The sequence below is a fragment of the Butyrivibrio sp. LC3010 genome, from assembly GCF_000424385.1.
In the GTDB taxonomy this organism is placed as follows: domain Bacteria; phylum Bacillota; class Clostridia; order Lachnospirales; family Lachnospiraceae; genus Butyrivibrio.
On the sequence record NZ_AUJU01000002.1, the window covers coordinates 46,142 to 67,272 of the forward strand.

23 protein-coding genes are annotated in these 21,131 nt (G+C 37.4%); 20 read left to right on the top strand and 3 right to left on the bottom strand.

The features are described 5' to 3' along the window. Window position 1: 1 nt before the first annotated feature. The 15 genes from hisG (at window position 2) to rsfS (ending at window position 12,115) form a co-directional block, all read left to right on the top strand. Complete coding sequence (hisG, locus tag G622_RS0102050; protein WP_026509280.1) at window positions 2-649, top strand: ATP phosphoribosyltransferase; 648 nt, start codon at window positions 2-4, stop codon at window positions 647-649. Next, window positions 649-1,944: a histidinol dehydrogenase gene (hisD, locus tag G622_RS0102055; RefSeq protein ID WP_026509281.1), complete on the top strand. Its 1,296-nt coding sequence runs from the start codon at window positions 649-651 to the stop codon at window positions 1,942-1,944. The genes hisG and hisD overlap by 1 nt, the downstream gene beginning before the upstream one ends. Before the next feature lies 1 nt (window position 1,945). Then, entirely contained in the window at window positions 1,946-2,533 is a 588-nt protein-coding gene (hisB, locus tag G622_RS0102060) for an imidazoleglycerol-phosphate dehydratase HisB (protein WP_026509282.1), read from the top strand. Window positions 2,534-2,560: 27 nt separating this feature from the next. Continuing rightward, window positions 2,561-3,838: a bifunctional phosphoribosyl-AMP cyclohydrolase/phosphoribosyl-ATP diphosphatase HisIE gene (gene hisIE, locus G622_RS25115; protein WP_081675137.1), complete on the top strand. Its 1,278-nt coding sequence runs from the start codon at window positions 2,561-2,563 to the stop codon at window positions 3,836-3,838. A 41-nt stretch (window positions 3,839-3,879) separates the two neighbouring features. Then, window positions 3,880-5,760 carry a TIGR03960 family B12-binding radical SAM protein gene (locus tag G622_RS0102070; protein WP_081675138.1) on the top strand — a complete coding sequence of 627 codons (1,881 nt, stop codon included), beginning with the start codon at window positions 3,880-3,882 and terminating at the stop codon, window positions 5,758-5,760. A gap of 110 nt (window positions 5,761-5,870) precedes the next feature. Then, on the top strand, window positions 5,871-6,626 hold the full coding sequence (locus G622_RS21350; protein WP_049945640.1) for a TIGR03936 family radical SAM-associated protein: 756 nt from the start codon (window positions 5,871-5,873) through the stop codon (window positions 6,624-6,626). Continuing rightward, window positions 6,619-7,641, top strand: coding sequence for a ribonuclease E/G (locus tag G622_RS24215; protein WP_049945641.1), 1,023 nt, complete (start codon window positions 6,619-6,621; stop codon window positions 7,639-7,641). Before G622_RS21350 ends, G622_RS24215 begins: the two co-directional genes overlap by 8 nt. A gap of 89 nt (window positions 7,642-7,730) precedes the next feature. Then, the gene (gene rplU, locus G622_RS0102085; protein ID WP_026509285.1) at window positions 7,731-8,039 is read left to right on the top strand and encodes a 50S ribosomal protein L21; all 309 of its coding nucleotides are present in this window, start codon (window positions 7,731-7,733) and stop codon (window positions 8,037-8,039) included. Between the two features lie 24 nt (window positions 8,040-8,063). Beyond that, window positions 8,064-8,393, top strand: coding sequence for a ribosomal-processing cysteine protease Prp (locus G622_RS0102090; RefSeq protein ID WP_026509286.1), 330 nt, complete (start codon window positions 8,064-8,066; stop codon window positions 8,391-8,393). A 3-nt stretch (window positions 8,394-8,396) separates the two neighbouring features. After that, entirely contained in the window at window positions 8,397-8,681 is a 285-nt protein-coding gene (gene rpmA / locus G622_RS0102095; RefSeq protein ID WP_026509287.1) for a 50S ribosomal protein L27, read from the top strand. Between the two features lie 70 nt (window positions 8,682-8,751). Beyond that, window positions 8,752-10,143, top strand: coding sequence for a GTPase ObgE (obgE, locus tag G622_RS21360; protein ID WP_081675139.1), 1,392 nt, complete (start codon window positions 8,752-8,754; stop codon window positions 10,141-10,143). After that, the gene (gene yhbY / locus G622_RS0102105; protein ID WP_026509288.1) at window positions 10,127-10,423 is read left to right on the top strand and encodes a ribosome assembly RNA-binding protein YhbY; all 297 of its coding nucleotides are present in this window, start codon (window positions 10,127-10,129) and stop codon (window positions 10,421-10,423) included. Before obgE ends, yhbY begins: the two co-directional genes overlap by 17 nt. A 53-nt stretch (window positions 10,424-10,476) precedes the next feature. Continuing rightward, a complete protein-coding gene (nadD, locus tag G622_RS21365; protein WP_044912804.1) occupies window positions 10,477-11,136 on the top strand; it encodes a nicotinate-nucleotide adenylyltransferase in 660 nt (219 codons plus the stop codon). Window positions 11,137-11,162: 26 nt separating this feature from the next. Next, window positions 11,163-11,744: a bis(5'-nucleosyl)-tetraphosphatase (symmetrical) YqeK gene (gene yqeK / locus G622_RS0102115; RefSeq protein WP_026509289.1), complete on the top strand. Its 582-nt coding sequence runs from the start codon at window positions 11,163-11,165 to the stop codon at window positions 11,742-11,744. 2 nt (window positions 11,745-11,746) lie between these two features. Beyond that, window positions 11,747-12,115 (top strand): ribosome silencing factor, encoded by a 369-nt coding sequence (gene rsfS / locus G622_RS0102120; protein ID WP_026509290.1) that lies wholly within the window; start codon window positions 11,747-11,749, stop codon window positions 12,113-12,115. 133 nt (window positions 12,116-12,248) lie between these two features. On the opposite strand, the gene lexA is transcribed toward rsfS, so the two are convergent. Continuing rightward, the gene (gene lexA, locus G622_RS0102125) at window positions 12,249-12,863 is read right to left on the bottom strand and encodes a transcriptional repressor LexA (protein WP_026509291.1); all 615 of its coding nucleotides are present in this window, start codon (window positions 12,861-12,863) and stop codon (window positions 12,249-12,251) included. Between the two features lie 459 nt (window positions 12,864-13,322). Here lexA and G622_RS24220 point away from each other — a divergent pair, with 459 nt between their 5' ends. The 4 genes from G622_RS24220 (at window position 13,323) to G622_RS0102145 (ending at window position 16,857) form a co-directional block, all read left to right on the top strand. After that, window positions 13,323-13,691: a LysM peptidoglycan-binding domain-containing protein gene (locus G622_RS24220; protein WP_049945642.1), complete on the top strand. Its 369-nt coding sequence runs from the start codon at window positions 13,323-13,325 to the stop codon at window positions 13,689-13,691. A 169-nt stretch (window positions 13,692-13,860) separates the two neighbouring features. Continuing rightward, complete coding sequence (locus G622_RS0102135) at window positions 13,861-14,985, top strand: DUF5692 family protein (protein WP_026509292.1); 1,125 nt, start codon at window positions 13,861-13,863, stop codon at window positions 14,983-14,985. Between the two features lie 150 nt (window positions 14,986-15,135). Next, entirely contained in the window at window positions 15,136-15,483 is a 348-nt protein-coding gene (locus G622_RS0102140) for a hydrogenase maturation nickel metallochaperone HypA (RefSeq protein ID WP_026509293.1), read from the top strand. A 114-nt stretch (window positions 15,484-15,597) separates the two neighbouring features. After that, on the top strand, window positions 15,598-16,857 hold the full coding sequence (locus tag G622_RS0102145) for a 6-phosphofructokinase (RefSeq protein WP_026509294.1): 1,260 nt from the start codon (window positions 15,598-15,600) through the stop codon (window positions 16,855-16,857). Window positions 16,858-16,965: 108 nt separating this feature from the next. Here the strand turns inward: G622_RS0102145 and G622_RS0102150 are convergent, their stop codons facing one another. Then, entirely contained in the window at window positions 16,966-18,021 is a 1,056-nt protein-coding gene (locus G622_RS0102150; RefSeq protein WP_026509295.1) for a tyrosine-type recombinase/integrase, read from the bottom strand. A 451-nt stretch (window positions 18,022-18,472) separates the two neighbouring features. Between G622_RS0102150 and G622_RS21375 the strand changes: the two genes are divergently transcribed. Next, window positions 18,473-19,174 carry a DUF975 family protein gene (locus G622_RS21375; RefSeq protein ID WP_044956949.1) on the top strand — a complete coding sequence of 234 codons (702 nt, stop codon included), beginning with the start codon at window positions 18,473-18,475 and terminating at the stop codon, window positions 19,172-19,174. A 91-nt stretch (window positions 19,175-19,265) separates the two neighbouring features. Here the strand turns inward: G622_RS21375 and pepF are convergent, their stop codons facing one another. Continuing rightward, a complete protein-coding gene (gene pepF / locus G622_RS0102160) occupies window positions 19,266-21,065 on the bottom strand; it encodes an oligoendopeptidase F (RefSeq protein ID WP_026509296.1) in 1,800 nt (599 codons plus the stop codon). Window positions 21,066-21,131 lie beyond the last annotated feature (66 nt).

Consider the following 21,131-nt stretch of genomic DNA (forward strand, 5'->3'; position numbering starts at 1 on the left):
CATGAACAGTGAAAACAGATATTTAACATTTGCTCTTGGAAAAGGAAGACTTGTTGAGTCTACAATGGAGCTTCTTGAAAAATGCGGGATCCACTGCGAAGAAGTAATGGATAAAAAGACTAGAAAACTTATTTTCACCAACGAAGAGCTTAAGCTAAAGTTCTTTTTGGCAAAAGGTCCTGATGTTCCAACTTATGTCGAATATGGAGCCGCTGACATTGGTATTGTCGGTAAAGATACCATCATGGAAGAAAATAGAAGCGTCTACGAAGTTCTGGATCTTGGATTCGGTAAATGTAGAATGTGTGTCTGTGGTCCGGAATCAGCAAGAGAGCTTTTACATCATCATGAAATGATAAAAGTAGCAAGCAAATATCCCAGAATTGCCAGAGATTATTTTTATAATCAGAAGCAGCAGACAGTTGATATAATTAAACTCAATGGCTCTGTTGAGCTGGGTCCGATTGTAAATCTTTCAGATGTTATCGTAGATATAGTTGAAACAGGAAGCACTTTAAGAGAAAACGGGCTCACAGTACTTGAAGAAATCTGTCCTCTTTCTGCAAGAGTCATAGTAAATCAGGTAAGCATGCAGATGGAATCAGAAAGAATCCACAAGCTTATCAATGATATGAAGGAGAATCTGTAATGCGTATAGTTGAACTTAATAATCAGACAAAAGGCGAACTTCTTGAAAAGCTCCTTAAAAGAAGTCCCTCAAATTACGGTGAATATGAAAAGACGGTAGCGGATATCATTGCTAATGTTCGCGACAGGAAGGATGAAGCATTATTCGAATATACCGCTAAATTCGATCATTTTGACATTACAGATAAGACCATAAAGGTTACAAGAGAAGAAATTGAAGAAGCATATAAGGCTTTAGATGACAGATTCATTGAAGTCATTAAGAAGAGTGCTGAAAACATAAGAGTTTTTCATGAAAAGCAAAAGAGAAATTCCTGGATTGACACTAAGGAAGATGGATCAATCCTCGGACAGAGAATAATCCCCATAGAAATCTCAGGTGTCTATGTCCCAGGTGGCAAGGCTGCTTATCCATCCAGCGTACTTATGAATGTTGTTCCTGCCAAAGTTGCAGGTGTAGAGCGTATTATTATGTGCACACCTCCATCAAAGGACGGAAAGGTAAATCCCGGAACGTTGGTAGCCGCTGATATTGCCGGCGTAACAGAAGTTTATAAGGTTGGAGGCGCCCAGGCAATTGCTGCCATGGCATTTGGTACTGAGTCTGTACCTAAGGTTGATAAAATCACAGGCCCCGGCAATATTTTTGTAGCTCTTGCAAAAAAGGCATGCTTTGGATACGTTTCAATCGACTCAATCGCAGGTCCTTCAGAAATTCTTGTAATTGCTGATGAAACTGCAAACCCAAGATATGTTGCCGCAGATCTTTTATCCCAGGCTGAGCATGATGAGATGGCCAGTGCAATTCTTATTACCACCAGTAAGGAACTGGCACAGAAGGTTTCCGATGAAGTCGCAGAATTTACTAAAAAGCTTGAACGATCAGAGATCATAAATAAGTCTTTGGATAATTACGGATACATTTTTGTTGCAGAAAACATGGAAGATGTTGTCGATGCCGCAAATGCCATTGCATCAGAGCATTTGGAAATAATCACAGCAAATCCCTTTGAAGTAATGCCAAGGATCAAGCATGCAGGTGCTATTTTCCTTGGAACATACTCATCCGAGCCACTTGGTGATTATTTTGCTGGTCCCAATCACATACTTCCTACAAATCAGACAGCCAGGTTCTTCTCACCGCTTTCTGTAGATGACTTTGTTAAAAAGACGAGTATTATTGCATATTCTGAGGAAGGACTTCGTAAAGTACACAAAGATATAGAGTTATTTGCTAAAAATGAAGGCCTGACAGCACATGCTAATTCAATAGCTGTCAGATTCGAGGAGGGCTGATATGTCCAGATTTGCTGAAGTTACTAGAAAAACCGGTGAAACAGATATTACTGTTAAGATTGAAATTGACGGTTCAGGTAAAACTGATGTAAATACCGGAATTGGATTTTTTGATCATATGTTATCTGCAATTGCCAGGCACGGTTTCTTTGATCTTACGGTTAATGCAAAAGGGGATCTTTATGTTGATGGTCATCATACCGTGGAGGACACCGGAATAGTTATCGGCCAGGCAATAGCCAAGGCTATCGGTGAAAAAAAGGGAATAAAAAGATACGGTAACTTTTTACTTCCTATGGATGATGCGCTTGTGCTTTGTGCAATTGATCTGTGTGGCAGACCATATTTTGAAATGGATGCCGACTTTACTACACCAATGATTGGAGAATTTGATACACAGCTTGTAAGAGAATTCTTTTACGCTGTTTCCTATGGTGCTATGATGAATTTACATTTGAGAGTCATCACGGGAATAAATGATCATCATAGGGTTGAAGCCATGTTTAAAGCTTTCGCAAAAGCCTTAGATGAGGCAACTTCCTTTGATGAAAGGATAACCGGAGTCTTAAGTACTAAGGGAAGTCTTTAAAAAATAAACCTTTGGAGAATTGATTTTATGCTGAAAAAATTTGTACCTTGCATCTATTTACTTCATAAAAATGCAGTAGTTTCACTTGAAAATGCTGATATCATATCAGAATCGCCTGTAGCTCTGGCAGAAAAATATGATAATGATGATTGTGATGCGATTATTGTCTATGATATGTCCAACGGTGATTCTGAACATGAGGAATCTCTTGATATAATAAAGGATATTTGCGGTCAGGTTTCCTGTGAGGTTTATGGTGCAGGTAATGTTAAGCGTATGGAGGACATAAAAAAACTCCTTTATGCCGGATGCAAAAAGGCTTGTCTTAACTTTTCAAAGCAGGAAAATATTGATATTTTGCAGGAGGTATCCGAAAAATTCGGAAAGGATAAAATCTGCATCTGCTATACAGAAACAGATAAGATTTCGCTTTATGATGAAAGTGTAAGAAAGTATGCTTCAGAGCTTATCCTTTTGAATAGTTCCGAAATCAAGAAGACTCCTGAAATAAATATGCCTACTATTCTGAGTCTTCCTGATCTGTCCCTTGATAAAATGATAAGGCTTATGTCACAGCCAAATGTCAGTGGACTTTCCGGAAAAGCTATAAATGCTAATTCGGCCGAAATAAGAAATATGAAAAATATCTGTGCCGAGAATGACCTGGCTGTTGATAGAATGCTTCCTTCATTCGAGTGGGAAGATTTCAAGAAAAACTCCGACGGTATGGTTCCTGTTGTTGTTCAGGATTATCGAACAGATGCAGTATTAATGGTGGCATATTTTAATAAAGAGTCCTATTATAAAACTATAGAGACAGGAAAAATGACATACTTTAGCAGAAGCAGAAATCAGCTTTGGCTTAAGGGAGAGACCAGCGGACATTTCCAGTATGTGAAAAAGCTTACAGCAGATTGCGATATGGACACAATACTTGCCAAGGTAAAACAGGTAGGTGTTGCTTGTCATACCGGCAGCTATTCCTGTTTTTTCAATGAGATAACAGGAAAGAAATATGCTGAGAAAAATCCTCAGAAGGTGCTTGATAGTGTTTTCACTGTTATAAATGACAGAAAAACAAATCCAAGAGAAGGTTCCTATACCAATTATCTGTTTGATAAGGGACTTGATAAAATCCTGAAAAAAGTCGGTGAAGAAAGCACTGAAATGGTTATCGCAGCAAAAAATGAAAATTCAAATGAACTCATTTACGAAATGGCAGATTTCCTGTATCATATGATGGTACTTATGTCAGAAAAAGGAATCAGCTGGGAAGAGATCACAGATGAACTTGCCAGAAGATAAATAATTATTCCTTTTTCCAATAATTATATTTGAGGTGTAATTTGAAAGAAAAATTAGCATTATCAGATGAAATCCTTCTTAGCATTACTAAGCCGGAGCGTTACATTGGGGGTGAGGTTAATAGTGCTGTGAAGGATTTATCTGACATTAAGATTAGATTTGCATTCTGTTTTCCGGATGTGTATGAGATAGGCATGTCGCATTTGGGAATACAGATTCTTTATGGATTATTCAATGAGTATGAGGATGTATGGTGTGAGCGGGTGTTTTCTCCCTGGGCTGATATGGACAGCCTTATGAGAGAAAAAAATATCCCGCTTTTTGCGTTGGAATCTCAGGATCCTGTCAAGAATTTTGACTTTTTGGGTTTCACTCTTCAGTATGAAATGTGTTACACCAATATTCTTCAGGTTCTTGATCTTTCCGGAATTCCTCTTTATTCCAAGGATAGAACTTTAGATGATCCGATTGTTATAGGAGGAGGTCCCTGCTCCTACAATCCTGAGCCGATAGCAGATTTCTTTGATATTTTTTACATAGGTGAAGGTGAAACAAAATACAGAGAGTTGTTTGACTTATATGAAGAATGTAAAGAAAATGGAACTTCAAGAGAAGAATTTCTTTACAAATGCTCACAGATTCATGGAATGTATGTGCCTTCTTTATACAATGTCGAATATAAGGAAGATGGTACTATAAGCGCCATTTCAACACTAAGGGACGGTGTTCCTGCAAAAGTTGAAAAGGAAATATGTCTCGATCTTACAGAGAGTTATTACCCTATGAAGCCTGTAATGCCTTTTATTAGAGTTACACAGGACAGGGTTGTGCTTGAGGTAATGCGCGGATGTATAAGAGGCTGCAGATTTTGCCAGGCAGGTCAGCTGTACAGACCACTAAGGGAACGTGATGTCAATAAATTAAAAGAGTATGCAATGACTCTGATAAAAAATACCGGCTATGAAGAGATTTCATTAAGTTCACTAAGTACCAGTGACTATACCGGACTTAACGAGCTGCTTGATTTCCTTATAGATTATTGTAATGAGCATAAAGTCAATATTTCACTTCCATCACTGAGAATAGATGCATTTTCTCTGGATGTTATGAGTAAGGTTCAGGATGTAAAGAAATCCTCACTTACCTTTGCTCCTGAAGCCGGTACTCAGAGAATGAGAAATGTTATTAATAAAGGTCTTACTGAGGAAGATATTTTAAGAGGTGCTCACGAAGCCTTTGAAGGCGGTTGGAATAAGGTTAAACTGTATTTTATGCTTGGCCTTCCCGGCGAAACTACAGAGGATATCGAGGGCATAGGCGATATTGCCAATAAGATTGCCGTTGAATATTTTGAAACTGTTCCTAAGGAAAAAAGAAACGGAAGAACAATTGAAATAACTGCAAGTACATCCTTCTTTGTTCCCAAGCCTTTTACACCTTTTCAATGGGCTTCAATGAATACAAAAGAAGAATTCCTCGATAAAGCAAGCATTACCAGAAAAGGAATAATGTCACAGCTTAATCAGAAACACATAAAGTATAACTGGCATGAAGCAGACGCCAGTATGCTTGAAGGTATACTTGCAAGAGGTGACAGAAGACTTTCAGAGGTTATTTATAACGTTTACAAGCGCGGATGTATCTTTGATGCATGGAGTGAATACTTTAAAAACGATATCTGGATGGAAGAGATGGAAAAAGCAGGTCTGGATCCCCTTTTCTATGTAAAAAGAGAGCGTAGTAAAGACGAAATTCTTCCATGGGATATTCTTGATTGCGGTGTCTCTAAGGAATTCTTATGGCGCGAGTGGCAGACTTCAAAAGAAGGTAAAGTTTCACCCAATTGCAGACAGTCATGTATGGGCTGCGGCGGCGCAAACTATGGCGTAGGCATTTGCTTCCAGCCCAAAACAGGCGTATAAAAATAATGTTATCAAACTATAGGATTGTCTGGCGATTTTCATAGTTATCGCTTTGAAAGTCATAATAGAGAAAAACATTATAAATTGCAAAAATTTAAAGGTTACAAAATATGATTAAACTAAGATTGAAGTTTTCAAAGCATGGTCCTATACGTTTTCTTGGACATTTGGATGTAATGAGATATGTCCAGAAAGCAATAAGACGTGCTGAAATTGATATTAAATACAGTGAAGGCTACAGCCCTCATCAGATTCTGTCATTTGCACAGCCCCTTAGCGTTGGAGCTACAACAGACGGTGACTATATGGATATGACTGTTCTAAGCTGTAGTTCTCCCGAGAGTGTCATGGAATCACTGAACAGTGCTATGAATGAAGGAATTGAGATACTTGCAATACAGGAATTACCTGAAAAAAGTGTCAATGCAATGACCAGTGTTGCTGCTGCAGAGTACATTATTTCCTTTAGAGAAAATAAGGAACCTTCATTTGACCTCTTACATGAATTTACCGAATTCATGAAACAGAATGAGATTTTGGCAACAAAGAAGACTAAAAATGGTGAGAAGCAGATTGACATTAAACCGCTGATCTACAAGTGGGAGATTTTGGAAGATAAAAGTGTTCATGTTCTGCTATCTGCAGGTAGCAGTTCCAATTTAAAGGCTTCTTTACTTATTGAGAGCTTATTTGCATTTGCTAATGAAGAAATGCAGGAATTCGCTGCGAAATTTCACAGACTTGAGACTTATCTTGAAGGCGAGGATGAAGGCGGACACTATGTACAGCCTATGATTCCCGATATGTTAAACGAGTTATCTTTTGCTGCAGATAAGAATCTGACACAGGGAAAAATATATGTCTGAGCTGCTGATAACAGAATTTTTTGACCACACCTGTATATTAGGTCTTAAAGAAAACAAAATAGAATATCTGGATATCATCGATATCGTTGATCGCACAGGGAATATATATGTCGGAAGAGTAGAAAATATTGTTTCCAACATAAATGCAGCATTTGTCAGATTCGAAAAAAACGGAGATAAGAATGGTATAGGCTTTTTACCGTTGAACACGCTTCCAGCTCACTGTGTTTTAAACAGAGATGTCGAATCTTCTAAGGAGCTTAAAGCCGGTGATATTGTTCTTGTGCAGATAAAGGTTGAAGCTCAAAAGACCAAACAGCCAAGGCTTACCGGTAAATTAAAATTATCATTCGAAAATACCGCTGGGGATTTACAGAATTTAATCGCAATAGCAAAGACAAGATCTGAATACCAACAGATAGCACCTGAAGAAACAGGTATATCGTGTGTAGTGAATAAGACGTATGAGATTTTCAGTCAGATATGTGATGAGGCTCCTGACAGGATAGTTACAGATAACAGATCGATATATGAGGAGCTTACCGGGGCAGATGTCGATTGTACTTATTATGATGAAGAGGAACAACGATTACCTTTAAAAGTACATTATAGTCTTACGAGTCGTACTGAAGATATTTTCAAGAAAAACGTATGGTTAAAATCCGGAGCTTTCCTGGTAATTGAGCAGACTGAAACTTTAAATCTTATAGATGTTAATTCCGGTAAAAATTTAAAAAAATCCGATATGTTTTTTCTTGAGCAGAATAAAGAAGCTGCAAAAGAGGCTTATAGACAGATAAGATTAAGAAACTTATCCGGTATGATTCTTATAGATTTTATATCCATGAAGGATAAAAGCATGAACTCAGAGTTGATAGCGTTTATTAAGGATCTTATCAAAAATGATCCTATGAATTTAAGCTTTGTGGATCTTACAGGACTTGGAATCATGGAATTCACAAGAAATAAAAAAAAGAAATCTCTAAGAGAAACTATTGACACACGTAATAAGTGATGTTATTATTCAATAGTATGCCGCTTAACGAGGTTGAAGTGGATATATTCCCACCATAGTTAGCGAGATTTGGAAGAAGGAGGTGCCTTATGTACGCAATTATAGTTACTGGTGGTAAGCAGTACAAGGTTTCCGAGGGCGACGTTATTCGTGTTGAGAAGCTTGACGTAGAAGCCGGAAAAGAAGTTACATTTGATAATGTTATTGCAGTAAATGATGACAAGACTCTTAAGGTTGCTGGTGATGTAGCTGGTGCAAAGGTTAGCGCAACAGTTATGGAACAGGGCAAAGGTAAGAAGGTTATCGTTTATAAGTACAAGAGTAAGACCGGTTATCACAAGAAGAACGGTCACAGACAGTGCTTCACAAGTGTGAAGATTGATAAGATTTCACTGTAATTCTTGTAGTGAGTGTTTGCAGATATGACAAATATCATTATTCGTAAAAATAAAGATGGCGAGATACTCGGCTTTAAGCTTGAGGGCCATGCCGGATCCGGTGAATATGGAAAAGATATTGTTTGTGCAGCTATTTCTATGCTCTCAATTAATACCGTTAATTCATTGGAAAAATTTACAGATGATAATTTTACCTGTGATGCTGATCCTGTTAAAGGATTGATAGATGTAAAATCCTCTGAGGGTTTTTCAGAAAATGGCGAGTTACTTTTGAAGTCATTTGAACTTGGCATAATGGGCGTCTACAAACAGTATGGTAATGAGTTTTTGAACATTAAATTCGAGGAGGTGTAAGTCATGTTGAATATGGACCTTCAATTTTTTGCTCATAAGAAGGGAGTCGGATCCACAAAGAACGGTCGTGATTCCGAGTCAAAGCGTCTTGGAGCAAAGAGAGCTGACGGACAATTCGTAAAGGCTGGAAATATTTTATACAGACAGCGTGGCACTCACATTCATCCCGGTGTGAACGTAGGTATCGGTAAAGATGATACTCTTTTCGCACTTGTTGATGGTGTGCTTCGTTTCGAGCGCAAGGGCCGCGATAAGAAGCAGGCTTGCGTTTACGCTGTAGAGAAGTAATCAGTATCGTATTGTATTGAGCTCCAAACATGTATTGTTTGGAGCTCTTTTTATCATATAGGAGATAATAATGCCTGCATTTGTAGATAGAGCGAGAGTGTTTGTAAAAAGTGGCAAAGGTGGAGACGGTCATGTTTCCTTTAGAAGAGAAAAATTCGTTGCAAACGGTGGACCGGATGGCGGCGATGGCGGTAAAGGCGGCGACGTTATTATTAAGGTTGACTTGGGCATAAACACTCTTTCAGACTTCCACTACGGTGGAAAATATAAAGCCGAAAATGGTGAAGATGGCGGAAAACGCAGATGCCATGGAAAGCAGGGGGCTGACATTATAATAAAGGTTCCGCAGGGTACTGTAATTAAAGAAGCAGTCAGTGGTAAAGTTATTGTAGATATGTCAGGAGATGTTACAGAATATACTCTTTTAAAAGGTGGTAAAGGCGGCAACGGTAATATGCATTATGCTACAAGCACAATGCAGGCACCCAGATATGCTCAGCCAGGTCAACCTGCCAAGGAACTTGAAATATTACTCGAACTTAAGATGATTGCAGATGTGGGACTTGTTGGTTTCCCTAATGTTGGTAAATCAACTTTTCTTACTAAGGTCTCAAATGCAAAGCCAAAAGTTGCAAACTATCATTTTACAACTTTAACTCCGATTCTCGGGGTCGTTAGTCTTAATGATGCCCGCGGATTTGTTGTAGCTGACATTCCCGGACTTATTGAGGGTGCGGCTGATGGAGCAGGTCTTGGTCACGAGTTCTTGAGGCATATTGAACGTACACGCATGATGATTCATGTTGTTGACGCTGCAGGAACTGAAGGCCGTGATCCGTTTGAAGATATTGAAGCTATAAATATTGAGCTTGAGAAGTATAATGCTGATATCACCAAAAAGACTCAGGTAATTGCTGCCAATAAGATTGATATGCTTCCTGATGGTGAGAATTCTGAGATCATAAAGAAACTCAAAGAAAAATTTGAGCCTCAAGGGGTAAAAGTATTTGCTACTTCAACGCTAACTGGCAAAGGAATAGACGAACTGTTATACTATATTAGCAGGGAGCTCGATAAACTTGGTGAGGATACTGTCGTATTTGAAAGTGAATATGATCCTGAAGTTGAGCTTAAAGAAGAAAACGAAGCATTTACTGTTGAATATGATTCTGATGAAAAGGAATATGTAATCGAAGGACCTAAGATTGAGAAGATGCTTGGTTACACTAACCTTGATTCAGAGAAAGGTTTTGCATTTTTCCAGAACTTCCTTGTTGAAAATGGCATTCTGGATAAGCTGGAGGCTCTTGGCATACAGGAGGGCGATACTGTCAGAATGTATGGTAACAGCTTTGATTATTACAGAAATGCAGATACCGAAGAAAGCGGTGCTTCAGCAGATGATAGTATATTACAGGACGATTATATAGATATGGAGGAAGATGATGAATCTAACGAGTAAGCAGAGAGCTTATCTTAAGGGGCTCGCTATGAACTTAGAGCCTGTTTTTCAGATAGGAAAGGCTTCAGTTACTCCTGAAGTAACTGAAAGTGTATTAGAATGCTTTAATACAAAAGAGCTTATTAAAGGCTCTATATTAAAAAACTGTACTGATGATGTGAAAGAAGTCGCAAATACTGTGGCAGAAAGAACAAGATCCACACTTGTACAGGTTATAGGAAGAAAAGTAGTACTTTACAAGCCTTTTCATGAAGATCCTGAGATTAAGCTGCCTAAGTAATACAATATATCAAAAATAAAATAATCAAATGATTATAAAAAGGGGACTTTTATATGGCAAGTAGAAAAATCGGACTTTTAGGTGGAACGTTCAATCCTATTCATAATGCTCATCTTATTTTAGGAGAAGCTGCCAGAGAGCAATTCGGACTTGATAGGGTGATTTTTATGCCAAGTGGCATCTCATACATGAAGGAAAATGATAATGTTGCTCCGGGAGAGCTTAGATATCAGATGGTGAAGCTTGCCATTGACAGTAATCCTTATTTTACCTGTTCACGACTTGAAATTGACCGTGAGGGTAAAACCTATACTATAGATACTTTGAGAGAGCTTAAGAAGATGTATCCAGGCGATGAGATATATTTCATTGTAGGCGGTGATACATTTAAACAGCTCGAAAGCTGGTATCATTCAGAGGAGATATTTGCTAATTGTGTTATTTTAGCAGGTGTAAGAGGCTCATTATCTCTCGAAGAGATGGATAAGCACAGAAGTTATCTGCATGATAAATATGGCGCAGATATAAGACTTCTTCAACTGAACAATATTGAGATTTCAAGTAGTGATATAAGAGCCAGAATTAAAAACGGCAGATCTGTTCGATATATGCTTCCGGAATCTGTAATTGATTTTGCAAGTATAAAGAATTTGTACAACGGTATGCCGGCTCCTGATAATTCTGATGATGATGTAAAAATATACAATGGCTGAGTTTACGGGAGGTATTATTCTTGAGTGTGAAGATCTTAGAAATATCCCATAAGCTTAGAAAAGAAATGAAGCTTGTACTTAATGCGGATAGATTTGATCATACGCTTGGAGTCGCATATACAGCTGCTAATATGGCTGCAGTACATGATGTTCCAATTGATAAAGCGATTACTGCAGGCTATCTTCATGATTGTGCCAAGAATCTGGAACATGATGAGCAAATCAAAATATGCAAAAAGTATGGCGTCGAGATTACTGATGTAGAGAGACGAAATCCTGCATTAATACATGCAAAAGCAGGCATGTGCCTTGCGGAACATAAATATGGAATAGAAGATGAGGACATACTTGGTGCAATCCGATGGCATACCACAGGGCATCCCGGTATGACTGATCTTGAAAAGATAGTTTTTATTGCCGATTTCATTGAGCCAAACAGGAAACCGCTGGAGCATATGAGTGAAATCAGAAAACTTGCTTATACAGACCTTGATAAATGTATGCTACATATATTATCAGATACTCTGAACTATCTAAAAAACATTGATAAAGAGTGCGATGATATGACAGCAAAGACCTATGAATATTATTTAGAAAAGGATAATTAATAATGGCAGAACATTCAATTGAAAATTCAAAACAGATGGTTAAACTTGCAGTAGAAGCAATCGAGAACACAAAAGGACAGGACATTGAGATAATCGATATCAGTGAGGTTTCTTCTCTTGGCGATTACTTTATCGTAGCCAGTGGAACAAACCGTTCTCAGATACAGGCTATGGCAGACAAAGTAGAAGAGTCTCTCGGAAGAGCCGGATATGAGAAAAAGGATATTGAGGGCTATGAAAGTGCGTTCTGGATCCTTCAGGATTTTGGTGATGTGATTGTCCATATCTTCGATCAGGAAAACAGGCTTTTCTATGATTTGGAAAGAATATGGCGCGATGGAAAGCATGTAACTAAAGAAGATTTGGACTAATAGAATTTGTACTAACAAATAGTCGAATAGAATTAAAAATCAATATAAAAGCGGGCTATGACATGAATCATAGTCCGCTTAATTATTAGAGCAAAGCACTAAGTGAGTTTCTAACGGGCAAGTGCGCTTGTTCTTAATATAGTCTTAAAACGCCAAAAACTTTACCCAAAATCTCGCAATCATCAACAATAATAGGATCCATAGCATCATTTTCGGGCTGAAGTCTTATATGGCCGTTCTCTTTATAGAATGTCTTAACAGTAGCAGAATCATCTATTAGTGCTACGACCTGTTCACCATTCTTAGCAGTATTGCAGGATTCAACAAAAATACGATCGCCATTAAAAATTCCTGCATTAATCATTGAATCACCTTTAACATTCAATATAAACATTTCACCCTTAGGGCAAAGATCAGCCGGAATAGGAAAATAACTATCAATATTCTGTTCAGCTAAGATCGGCATACCTGCAGCTACCTGTCCAACCACAGGAATACTAACCATATCAGTACGTACCATGTTAAAAGAATCATCACAAATCTCTATGGTACGGGGCTTAGTAGGATCCCTGCGAATATATCCGTTCTTTTCAAGAGTCTCCAGATGAGAGTGAACAGAAGATGTAGACTTTAAATGAACAGTCTCACAGATCTCCCTTACAGTCGGCGGATACCCCTTATCCAGAATACATTCCTTAATATATTCAAGGATTTCTTTCTGCTTTTCACTGATTTTTCCTTTTTCCATATTATTCCTCCATTTTCAAGAACCTATGTTCAGTTTATCATAAACCAGGGCATAACGCAAACATATATTCGCTGTACTTTTTATGGGACACATCGAAGTTTATTATAGAAATATAAAGAAATGGGATTAATCACAAAACACTCACATTACTGTGAGTGTCCTGCGATTTTCTTATGAGGGGGAGATAGTGATTTCGTTCATCAACTATCTTGATATAAATATACTGGATAAATATGAACAAATTATGAACTAAAACGAATGAATTATTTAAGATTCAAAAAGAACAAACGTACGAATATTCTATTGACAAAAGAAAATATGTTCGATATATTTAACACAGAACAGTTGTTCGCAACGTTTGTTCGGCTATGTAGTGTCAAATCAATTTTGAAAATACTGGTTTGACCTAAGGAATCCGCAGTATGCGGTACTACTTAGGTCGATAAATGGAGGAGAGAGATGAGAGCAGAACAAAGAGCATTAACAAGAAGGAATCACAGAAGAGAAGTAATAATAAAAAGAAGAATCATAACATTTTGTATAATGGCATCTATTATCTTATCTTTGTTTATAATATTGTCTTTTTCCTTTAACTCAGATGCCAGTGCTAATTCAGATAATGAACAGTTCAGATACTATACATCTGTAAGTGTAACCTCCGGAGATTCTGTATGGTCAATTGCTGAAGAATATATGGATGAACTTCATTACAGAAATACAAGGGAATATGTTACGGATATAGCACATATTAATAGAATTTCCCCTGATTCTAAGCTGAGAGCAGGAACTAATCTTATCATTCCTTATTATTCTGAACTGGAGAAATGAATATAATCAGTATGTTTACAAGCTTAGATCAGTTAAGGAAACCACATATTGAATAATAGTATCTAAAAATTGAATGTAAATTATATGAGTTTTGCCAATAGCAATTTGCACATGCAAATTGCTATTATTTATTTATAAACTTAATAATATCAATTTTTGGAGGTACTTTATGCTATTTCAACTTTACGGCACCACAGCCAGCTCTCAATTATTAGGTTGGGTACTGGTATTTGCGGGACTTATTCTTATGAATGAGATTGGTCGTCGTACAAAAGCAGGCGGAATGGTTGTATTCGTTATAATCCCTACAATTCTTACTGTTTATTTCATTGCTGCACATATGGGTGCATTCGGTGGAGCATCTAACCCTACAGTTGCATTTATGGACGGCTGGTTCCATTATTTCAAACTCTATGCTGCTGATATAGGCTGCGTAGGCTTTATGATGATCAAGTATAAATGGGGCATCGGAAAGGAAAAATGGTTTGCATGGTTCCCCTGGTTTATAGTTGCTGCCAATATCATGATTGCTAATGTATCAGATATGGAATCTGCAATTGCTGCATTTAAGATTTCCGGTGACTTAAGTGGTGCCTGGTGGGCTTCAAATGAAGGTGTATTCATCTACGGTGGATGGTGGAATGTTGTAAATGCCATTGCCGGTATGATCAATATTTTCTGTATGACAGGCTGCATACATCTTTACACATCTAATGACAGAAACCAGTCAGATATGCTTTGGCCTGACATGACAGTATGGTTCATACTTGCATATGATGTATGGAATTTTGAATACACATATCTTAACCTTCCTACTCATTCATGGTATTGCGGTGTTGCACTTCTTCTTGCTCCTACTTTTGCCAATGCTTTTTGGAACAAGGGTGCATGGATACAGAACAGAGCAAATACACTTGCAATATGGTGTATGTGGGCTCAGGTAGTACCCGGGTTCCAGCTTTCAAGTAAATTTGCAGCTGCACTGCCTTCAGTTTATGGTGGAGCTACTGAGAACGGTATTACAACAATGGACCTCTATGCTAAGGCAATTGATCTTTATAATTCAGGTGCAGGTAAATCATCCCAGGCAGGTGAGATCATCGCTTCAATGGGTATAACTGCAGATCCGAGAATGCAGGGCTTTGTTGCAGTGCTTGCTATTGCAATCAATGTAATCTGCATAGCTGAGATTATTAAGAGATCTGTCAAGCTTGGCAAGAATCCATATGCTAATGAAGTATTTGGAGATACAAAGGACTTCAAGCTTGCCATGGAAAGAGCAGAAAAAGCCTGATATGTATTTTAATATCTAATAATAAACGGATACCCTGATCACGTCATATGTGATTGCGGTATCCGTATTTAGACTAAATATAATAAAAACGAATATTCAGCCATAATTCGTAAGAATAAATCATATTATGGCTATATCTAAAGAGGTATTATGCACGAACTTGGTGTTGTTTTTCATATAATTGATGATCTTAAGGTTGTTGCAGAAGAGAATCAGTTAGAAAAAATTGATAAGGTTACAATTGAGCTTGGTGAGGTTTCTACGGTAATACCTCACATTCTTACAGACTGCTTTAATTGGGCAGCTTCTAAGCAGGATTTTCTAAAAAATACAAAGCTTTCGATCGAAACAATTCCCGCCATTACTTATTGTGAGGAATGCAAAAAGGAATACGGAACATTGGAACATGGACGTATTTGCCCGTTTTGCAGAAGTGAAAAAACATATTTGCTACAAGGAAATGAATTTCTCATTAAGGAAATTGAAGTAACAGAATAAAGAATATTCAAAAACATTTTATAATTATGTTCATTATTAATGACATATCCTACTTATTTTGGTAAAATATATGCATGTTGCATAACTAAACTAGATAAGGGGGTATTCATAACCATGGCAACGAAGGAGAAGAGAAACGTAATTGTTGGACAGTCAGGAGGACCCACAGCTGCTATTAATTCCTCACTTGCAGGTGTTTATCGTACAGCTATCGATCGTGGATACAAGAAGGTTTACGGTATGATCCACGGTGTTCAGGGTCTGATGGAAGGAAGATATGTTGATCTAGCTGATCATATCAAGACCGGTCTTGATGCTGAGCTTCTTAAGAGGACACCATCTGCATATCTTGGATCATGTAGATTCAAACTTCCTGAGATTTTCGAGAGTAAAGAAACTTATGAAAAGATTTTCCAGATTCTTTCTGACCTGGAAATCGATTGCTTCATCTACATCGGTGGCAATGATTCTATGGATACCATCAAGAAGCTTTCGGATTATGCAATTATTTCCGGATCTTCTGTAAGATTTGTTGGATGTCCCAAGACCATTGATAATGATCTGGCTCTTACTGATCATACGCCCGGTTATGGATCAGCAGCAAAGTATATCGGAACTTCTGTAAAAGAAATTATCCGTGATGGATGGAGTCTTGAAACTGAGCATGGTCAGGTTGTTATTGTTGAGATCATGGGTAGAAATGCAGGATGGCTCACAGGTTCAGCAGCTCTTTCAAGAGGTGAAGACTGTGATGGTCCCGATGCTATTTATCTTCCTGAGCTTCCTTTCGATGTTAAAAAGTTCATCGATAAGGTTAAGAAGCTGCTGAAGGAGAAAGCAAACGTAGTTATTGCAATTTCCGAAGGTATACATGACAAAGATGGTAAGTATATTAGTGAGTATGACAACGGCGTTGAATATGTAGATGCATTTGGTCATAAACAGCTTACCGGTACTGCCAGATATCTTTGCACAGTTCTCTCAACTGAAATTGGTTGTAAGACAAGAGCAATTGAGCTTTCAACTCTTCAGAGAGCTGCAAGTCACTGTGCTTCACGTGTTGATATCCTTGAAGCTTATGAAGTTGGTGGTGCAGCTATGAAGGCTGCAGATGAAGGTGATAGCGGCAAGATGGTTGTTATCGAAAGACTTTCAGATGATCCTTATCAGGCAGGTACTGAAGTTAAGGATGTTCACAAGATTGCTAATGATGAGCGTCTTGTTCCCAGAGAATGGATCAATAAGGAAGGAACCTATGTAACAGATGAATTTATTACATATGTTCGTCCTCTTATTCAGGGTGATGTAGGTCCTATCATGGTAGATGGTATTCCGAGACATCTGTTTGTACCCGGATTCCAGGAACTGCTGTAAGCCGATTCAAAGCCTGAAATAATTGACCAAAAAAAACTAAATATTTTAATTTTATATAATTAAAACTCCGATTATCAGTATAACAATAATCGGAGTTTTTTTATTTTATCAATTACTGTATGGATCAATTGTAGCTGCACGACGTCTGTGTTCTTCTTCAATAGCAGCGTAGTGCTTAGCTGTTGTATTTATATCCTTATGGCCAAGAACATCAGCAACCAGTCTGATATCACCGGTTTCACGATAAAGAGCAGTACCATATGTGCTTCTCATTTTATGTGGAGTAAGCTTTTTTCCGGGTACAGCCATTTGTGTGTACTTTTTTACCATGAGTTCGACACTTCTGACAGTTATTCTGCTTTTCCTAAGCGATAAGAATAAGGCTTTTTCTTTATCATTGGACATAAGAGACGGTCTTTCAAATTCAATATATTCTTTTAGTGCTTCAGCAGTATTTCTGTTAAAGTATAAAATCTGTGTATTACCACCTTTACGAACTACACTAAAGGAATTCTCGTCAAAATTGATATCATCAACATCAAGTCCAACACATTCTGATACACGAATACCCGTATTCAAAAGGAGAGTAAATATAGCAGTATCCCGTAAATTAGTTTTTTCACATAATGAACGCTGACGGGCTGAAACCTTGATTTCAGTGTTTATCACAGTGTCCATAAGAGTATTAACCTCTTCGGAATTCATTCTGATAATATCTTTCTTGGGTGTTTTTTTACGCTTCGCAGCACCAAGAGTAGGATTATTCTTAAGATAATGATGCTGGCACATGAATTCATAGAAACCACGCACTGCAGACATTCTTCTTGCGATACCTTTTTCTTTATTTATGTGCTTATTTTCTCCATTATTAAAGGAAAGATATCTCTGAAACTCATTAATATCCTCAAATGAAAGTCGATCAAGTAGTTCTAATTCAATATTCTTTATTTCTACAATATCTTTTAGTAAAGGATTGCGTTCCTTAAGAAATTGAAAGAATGTAATAAGATCGTATGCATAGGAGATAACTGTGTTAATCTGCGACGTAAGCTCTTTGTCGTCCAGGAAAGGGATACAATACACAGGTAGAATATCTTCCAGTGTATGAAGCTTCTCCAAGCGTTTTAAATGAAGTTTTTTATTATATTCTGAGTCTGCCCCCATAACTTTAACTCCTCCTATTATTTTTGCTAATGCATCGTTTCTTAAATAGCCGGACTATTGAGCGTCCAAAGGACATACGCTAGTGTTTTGTCTGGGTGACTTTTGATTTAATTACGAAGTATCATTCTCAATAGGCTAGGAATCTGAATGAGTCGTAGCGGTGGCTACGGCGATTGAAGATGACGAAGCGTATTGAGAATTAGACAAGTAATTTATCAAATTGTCATTCAGACAAGACACTAGTGGCATCCATCTCTTCAAAAAAAACGGTACATACTAATTATATCATGACTGAAAATAGAAAATAAATTCTAACTAATTTCTAAATTATATACAATAGTTAGAAAAGAAAAATAAATATTTCTAATTATCCTAAAAATTGTATTTAATTTCTGCTTTATGATGTATAATAATCTTGTAAATAAAAAAACTTGTGAAGGAGGAGAAAATTATGTGGACAAATGCTCAAATAAAAGCAAATGGTCTTGCAAATTTTAAGAAAAACAGATGGGCTTGTATTGTTGTTTCAATCATTCTGGGCATATGTGCTGGAGGAAGTGCAGGAGGTACTGCAAACAGCGCAAACAATGAGCAGATTAGAGATCAGTTTGCTAATCTTTCACCTGAAATTATTGCTGTTATTTTAGGTGTTGTAGGTGTTGCTTTTTTGATTGCGGTAGTTATCGATATTTTATTGTTTAATGTATTACAGGTAGGATGTCAGAAATTCTGTATTGTTAACAGAACTCAGGATAATGCACAGATTTCAGAAGTAACCTATGGTTTTAAAAGTAATTGGATGAATATTGTAAAGGTAATGTTTTTAAAAGATCTTTATTTATGTCTTTGGTCATTACTCTGCTTTATTCCCGGAATCATTAAGTCATATTCTTACAGACTGGTTCCATATATACTTGCTGACAATCCTGATATGACAGCAAGTGAAGCTATTACACTTTCAAGAACAATGATGAATGGGCAGAAGATGAATGCTTTTATTTATGATCTTTCTTTCATCGGATGGTACATACTTGCTATCATCACTTGCGGAATAGTTGGAGTTTTCTATTCATTCCCTTATAAGATGTGCTCTGATGCAGAGCTTTATACAGCTATTAAGGAAACCTTCAATCCTCAGCCTGAAAATGTTTGAACCAGTTTGTACTAAACTTAAAATATTTACTAAATGCACTGATTAAAATAACGGTGTTGTCGCATTACTGTGACAGCACCGTTTTACTTACTTATTTAAAAAGTTCTTCCATTTCTTCAAGTGCTTCTTCAAATACCTTGAGTGCATCTTCAATCGGCTTAGCAGTTGTAAGATCTACTCCGGCTATCTTCAGAAGGCTTACAGGATCCTGTGTGCATCCACTCTTTAAGAATTTTTTGTACTGCTCAACAGCACTGCTTCCTTCATCAAGGATCTTTTTAGCGATTGAAACAGCTGCAGCAAAGCTTGTAGCATACTGATAAACATAGAAATTGTAGTAGAAATGAGGTATTCTGCACCATTCATATGCAATCTGAGGATCAGAAACCATATTCTCTCCAAAGTATTCTTTGTTCAGGTTGTAGTAGACTTCTGATAAAGATTCTGCTGTAAGAGGCTCACTATTTTCAGCCATTTCATTTGTTTTTCTTTCAAATTCCTCAAACATGGTCTGTCTGTACATTGTTGACTTGAAGCTCTCAAGGAAATGATTGATGATATACGCCTTTTCCTCTTTGCTCTTGGCATTATCTTTAAGATAATGGTAGAGAAGTACTTCATTTGTAGTAGATGCTACTTCAGCAACAAAAATCTTATAGTCTGCATTCCAGATGCTCTGCTCATGCTCTGAATACCAGGTGTGCATTGAGTGACCCATTTCATGAACAAGAGTAAATACATCTTCAAGTGTATTGTTGTAGTTAAGAAGCATATAGGGATGAACGCCGTAAGCACCGCTGCTATATGCACCGCTTCTTTTTCCTTCGTTCTCTACAACGTCAATCCAACGACTTTCATAGGCTTCCTTTACGATATTAAGATATTCATCGCCAAGAGGTGCAAGAGCCTTAAGAGAGATGTCTTTTGCCTCATCATAGCTTACTTGCATATCAAAATCACTTATCATTGAAACATATACATCATACATATGCAGTTCATCGACACCGAGAAGCTTTTTACGAAGAGCAACATATCTATGCATCTTGTCAAAACCATTATGTATGGATTCGATAAGTCTGTCACAGACCTTAGGATCTACATTATTCTCATCAACAGCTGCTTCGAAATTGGAATTATATTTTCTTGCTTTAGCATTGAATATTCTGGTCTTAACTTCACCATCATAGAGAGCAGCCCAGGTATTTTTGAACTCTTCATATCTGCCATAGAATGCTTCAAATGCTTTCTTTCTAAGGTCTCTGTCTTTTGACATCTGAACAGGTACAAACCTGCCGTTTGAAAGAACAACTTCATTTCCTTCTGAATCAGTAACACTGGGGAATTTTAAATCAGCATCGGATAGCATATTAAAGCCGTTATAGGGAGTGCGTCCCATTTCACCTGCTGAAGCGATCAGCTGTTCAAGTTCCTTGCTGAGAATATGGTCTTTAAGCCTTCTTATTTCCCTGATCTTTAATTCATAATTTTTAAGCTCCGGTTCTTCTTCATAAAAAGAGGAGAGTTTATCATCAGAAATAGAAAGTATCTCAGGCTCTACAAAAGAAGCCTTCTCTTCAATCTGAATATTAGCTGAAGTAGCCCTCTGATTCATTCCGTTATATTTGGAATTTGCAGTGTCCTCATCGTGCCTCATATGGGCATAGCCATAGAATTTACTTGTCAGAAGGTCAGCCTTCTCATAGAGCTTAAGTGCCTCTAAAAGCGCCTTAGAACTATCTGAGAGCTTTCCATTATATTCTGATAACTTATCAGCTATTGAGAGGGCCTCCTTTACGTCTGCCTCCCAAAGATCCTCATTTTCATAAATATCCTCAAGTCGCCATGTAAGTGACATGTCAACTTCTTGTCTTTTTGGTAATTTTCCTTGCATTTAGTTATTCTCCTTATTATTATTTAATAATGAGCTAATTATAGCCCAATTGTATGTATACGTGTA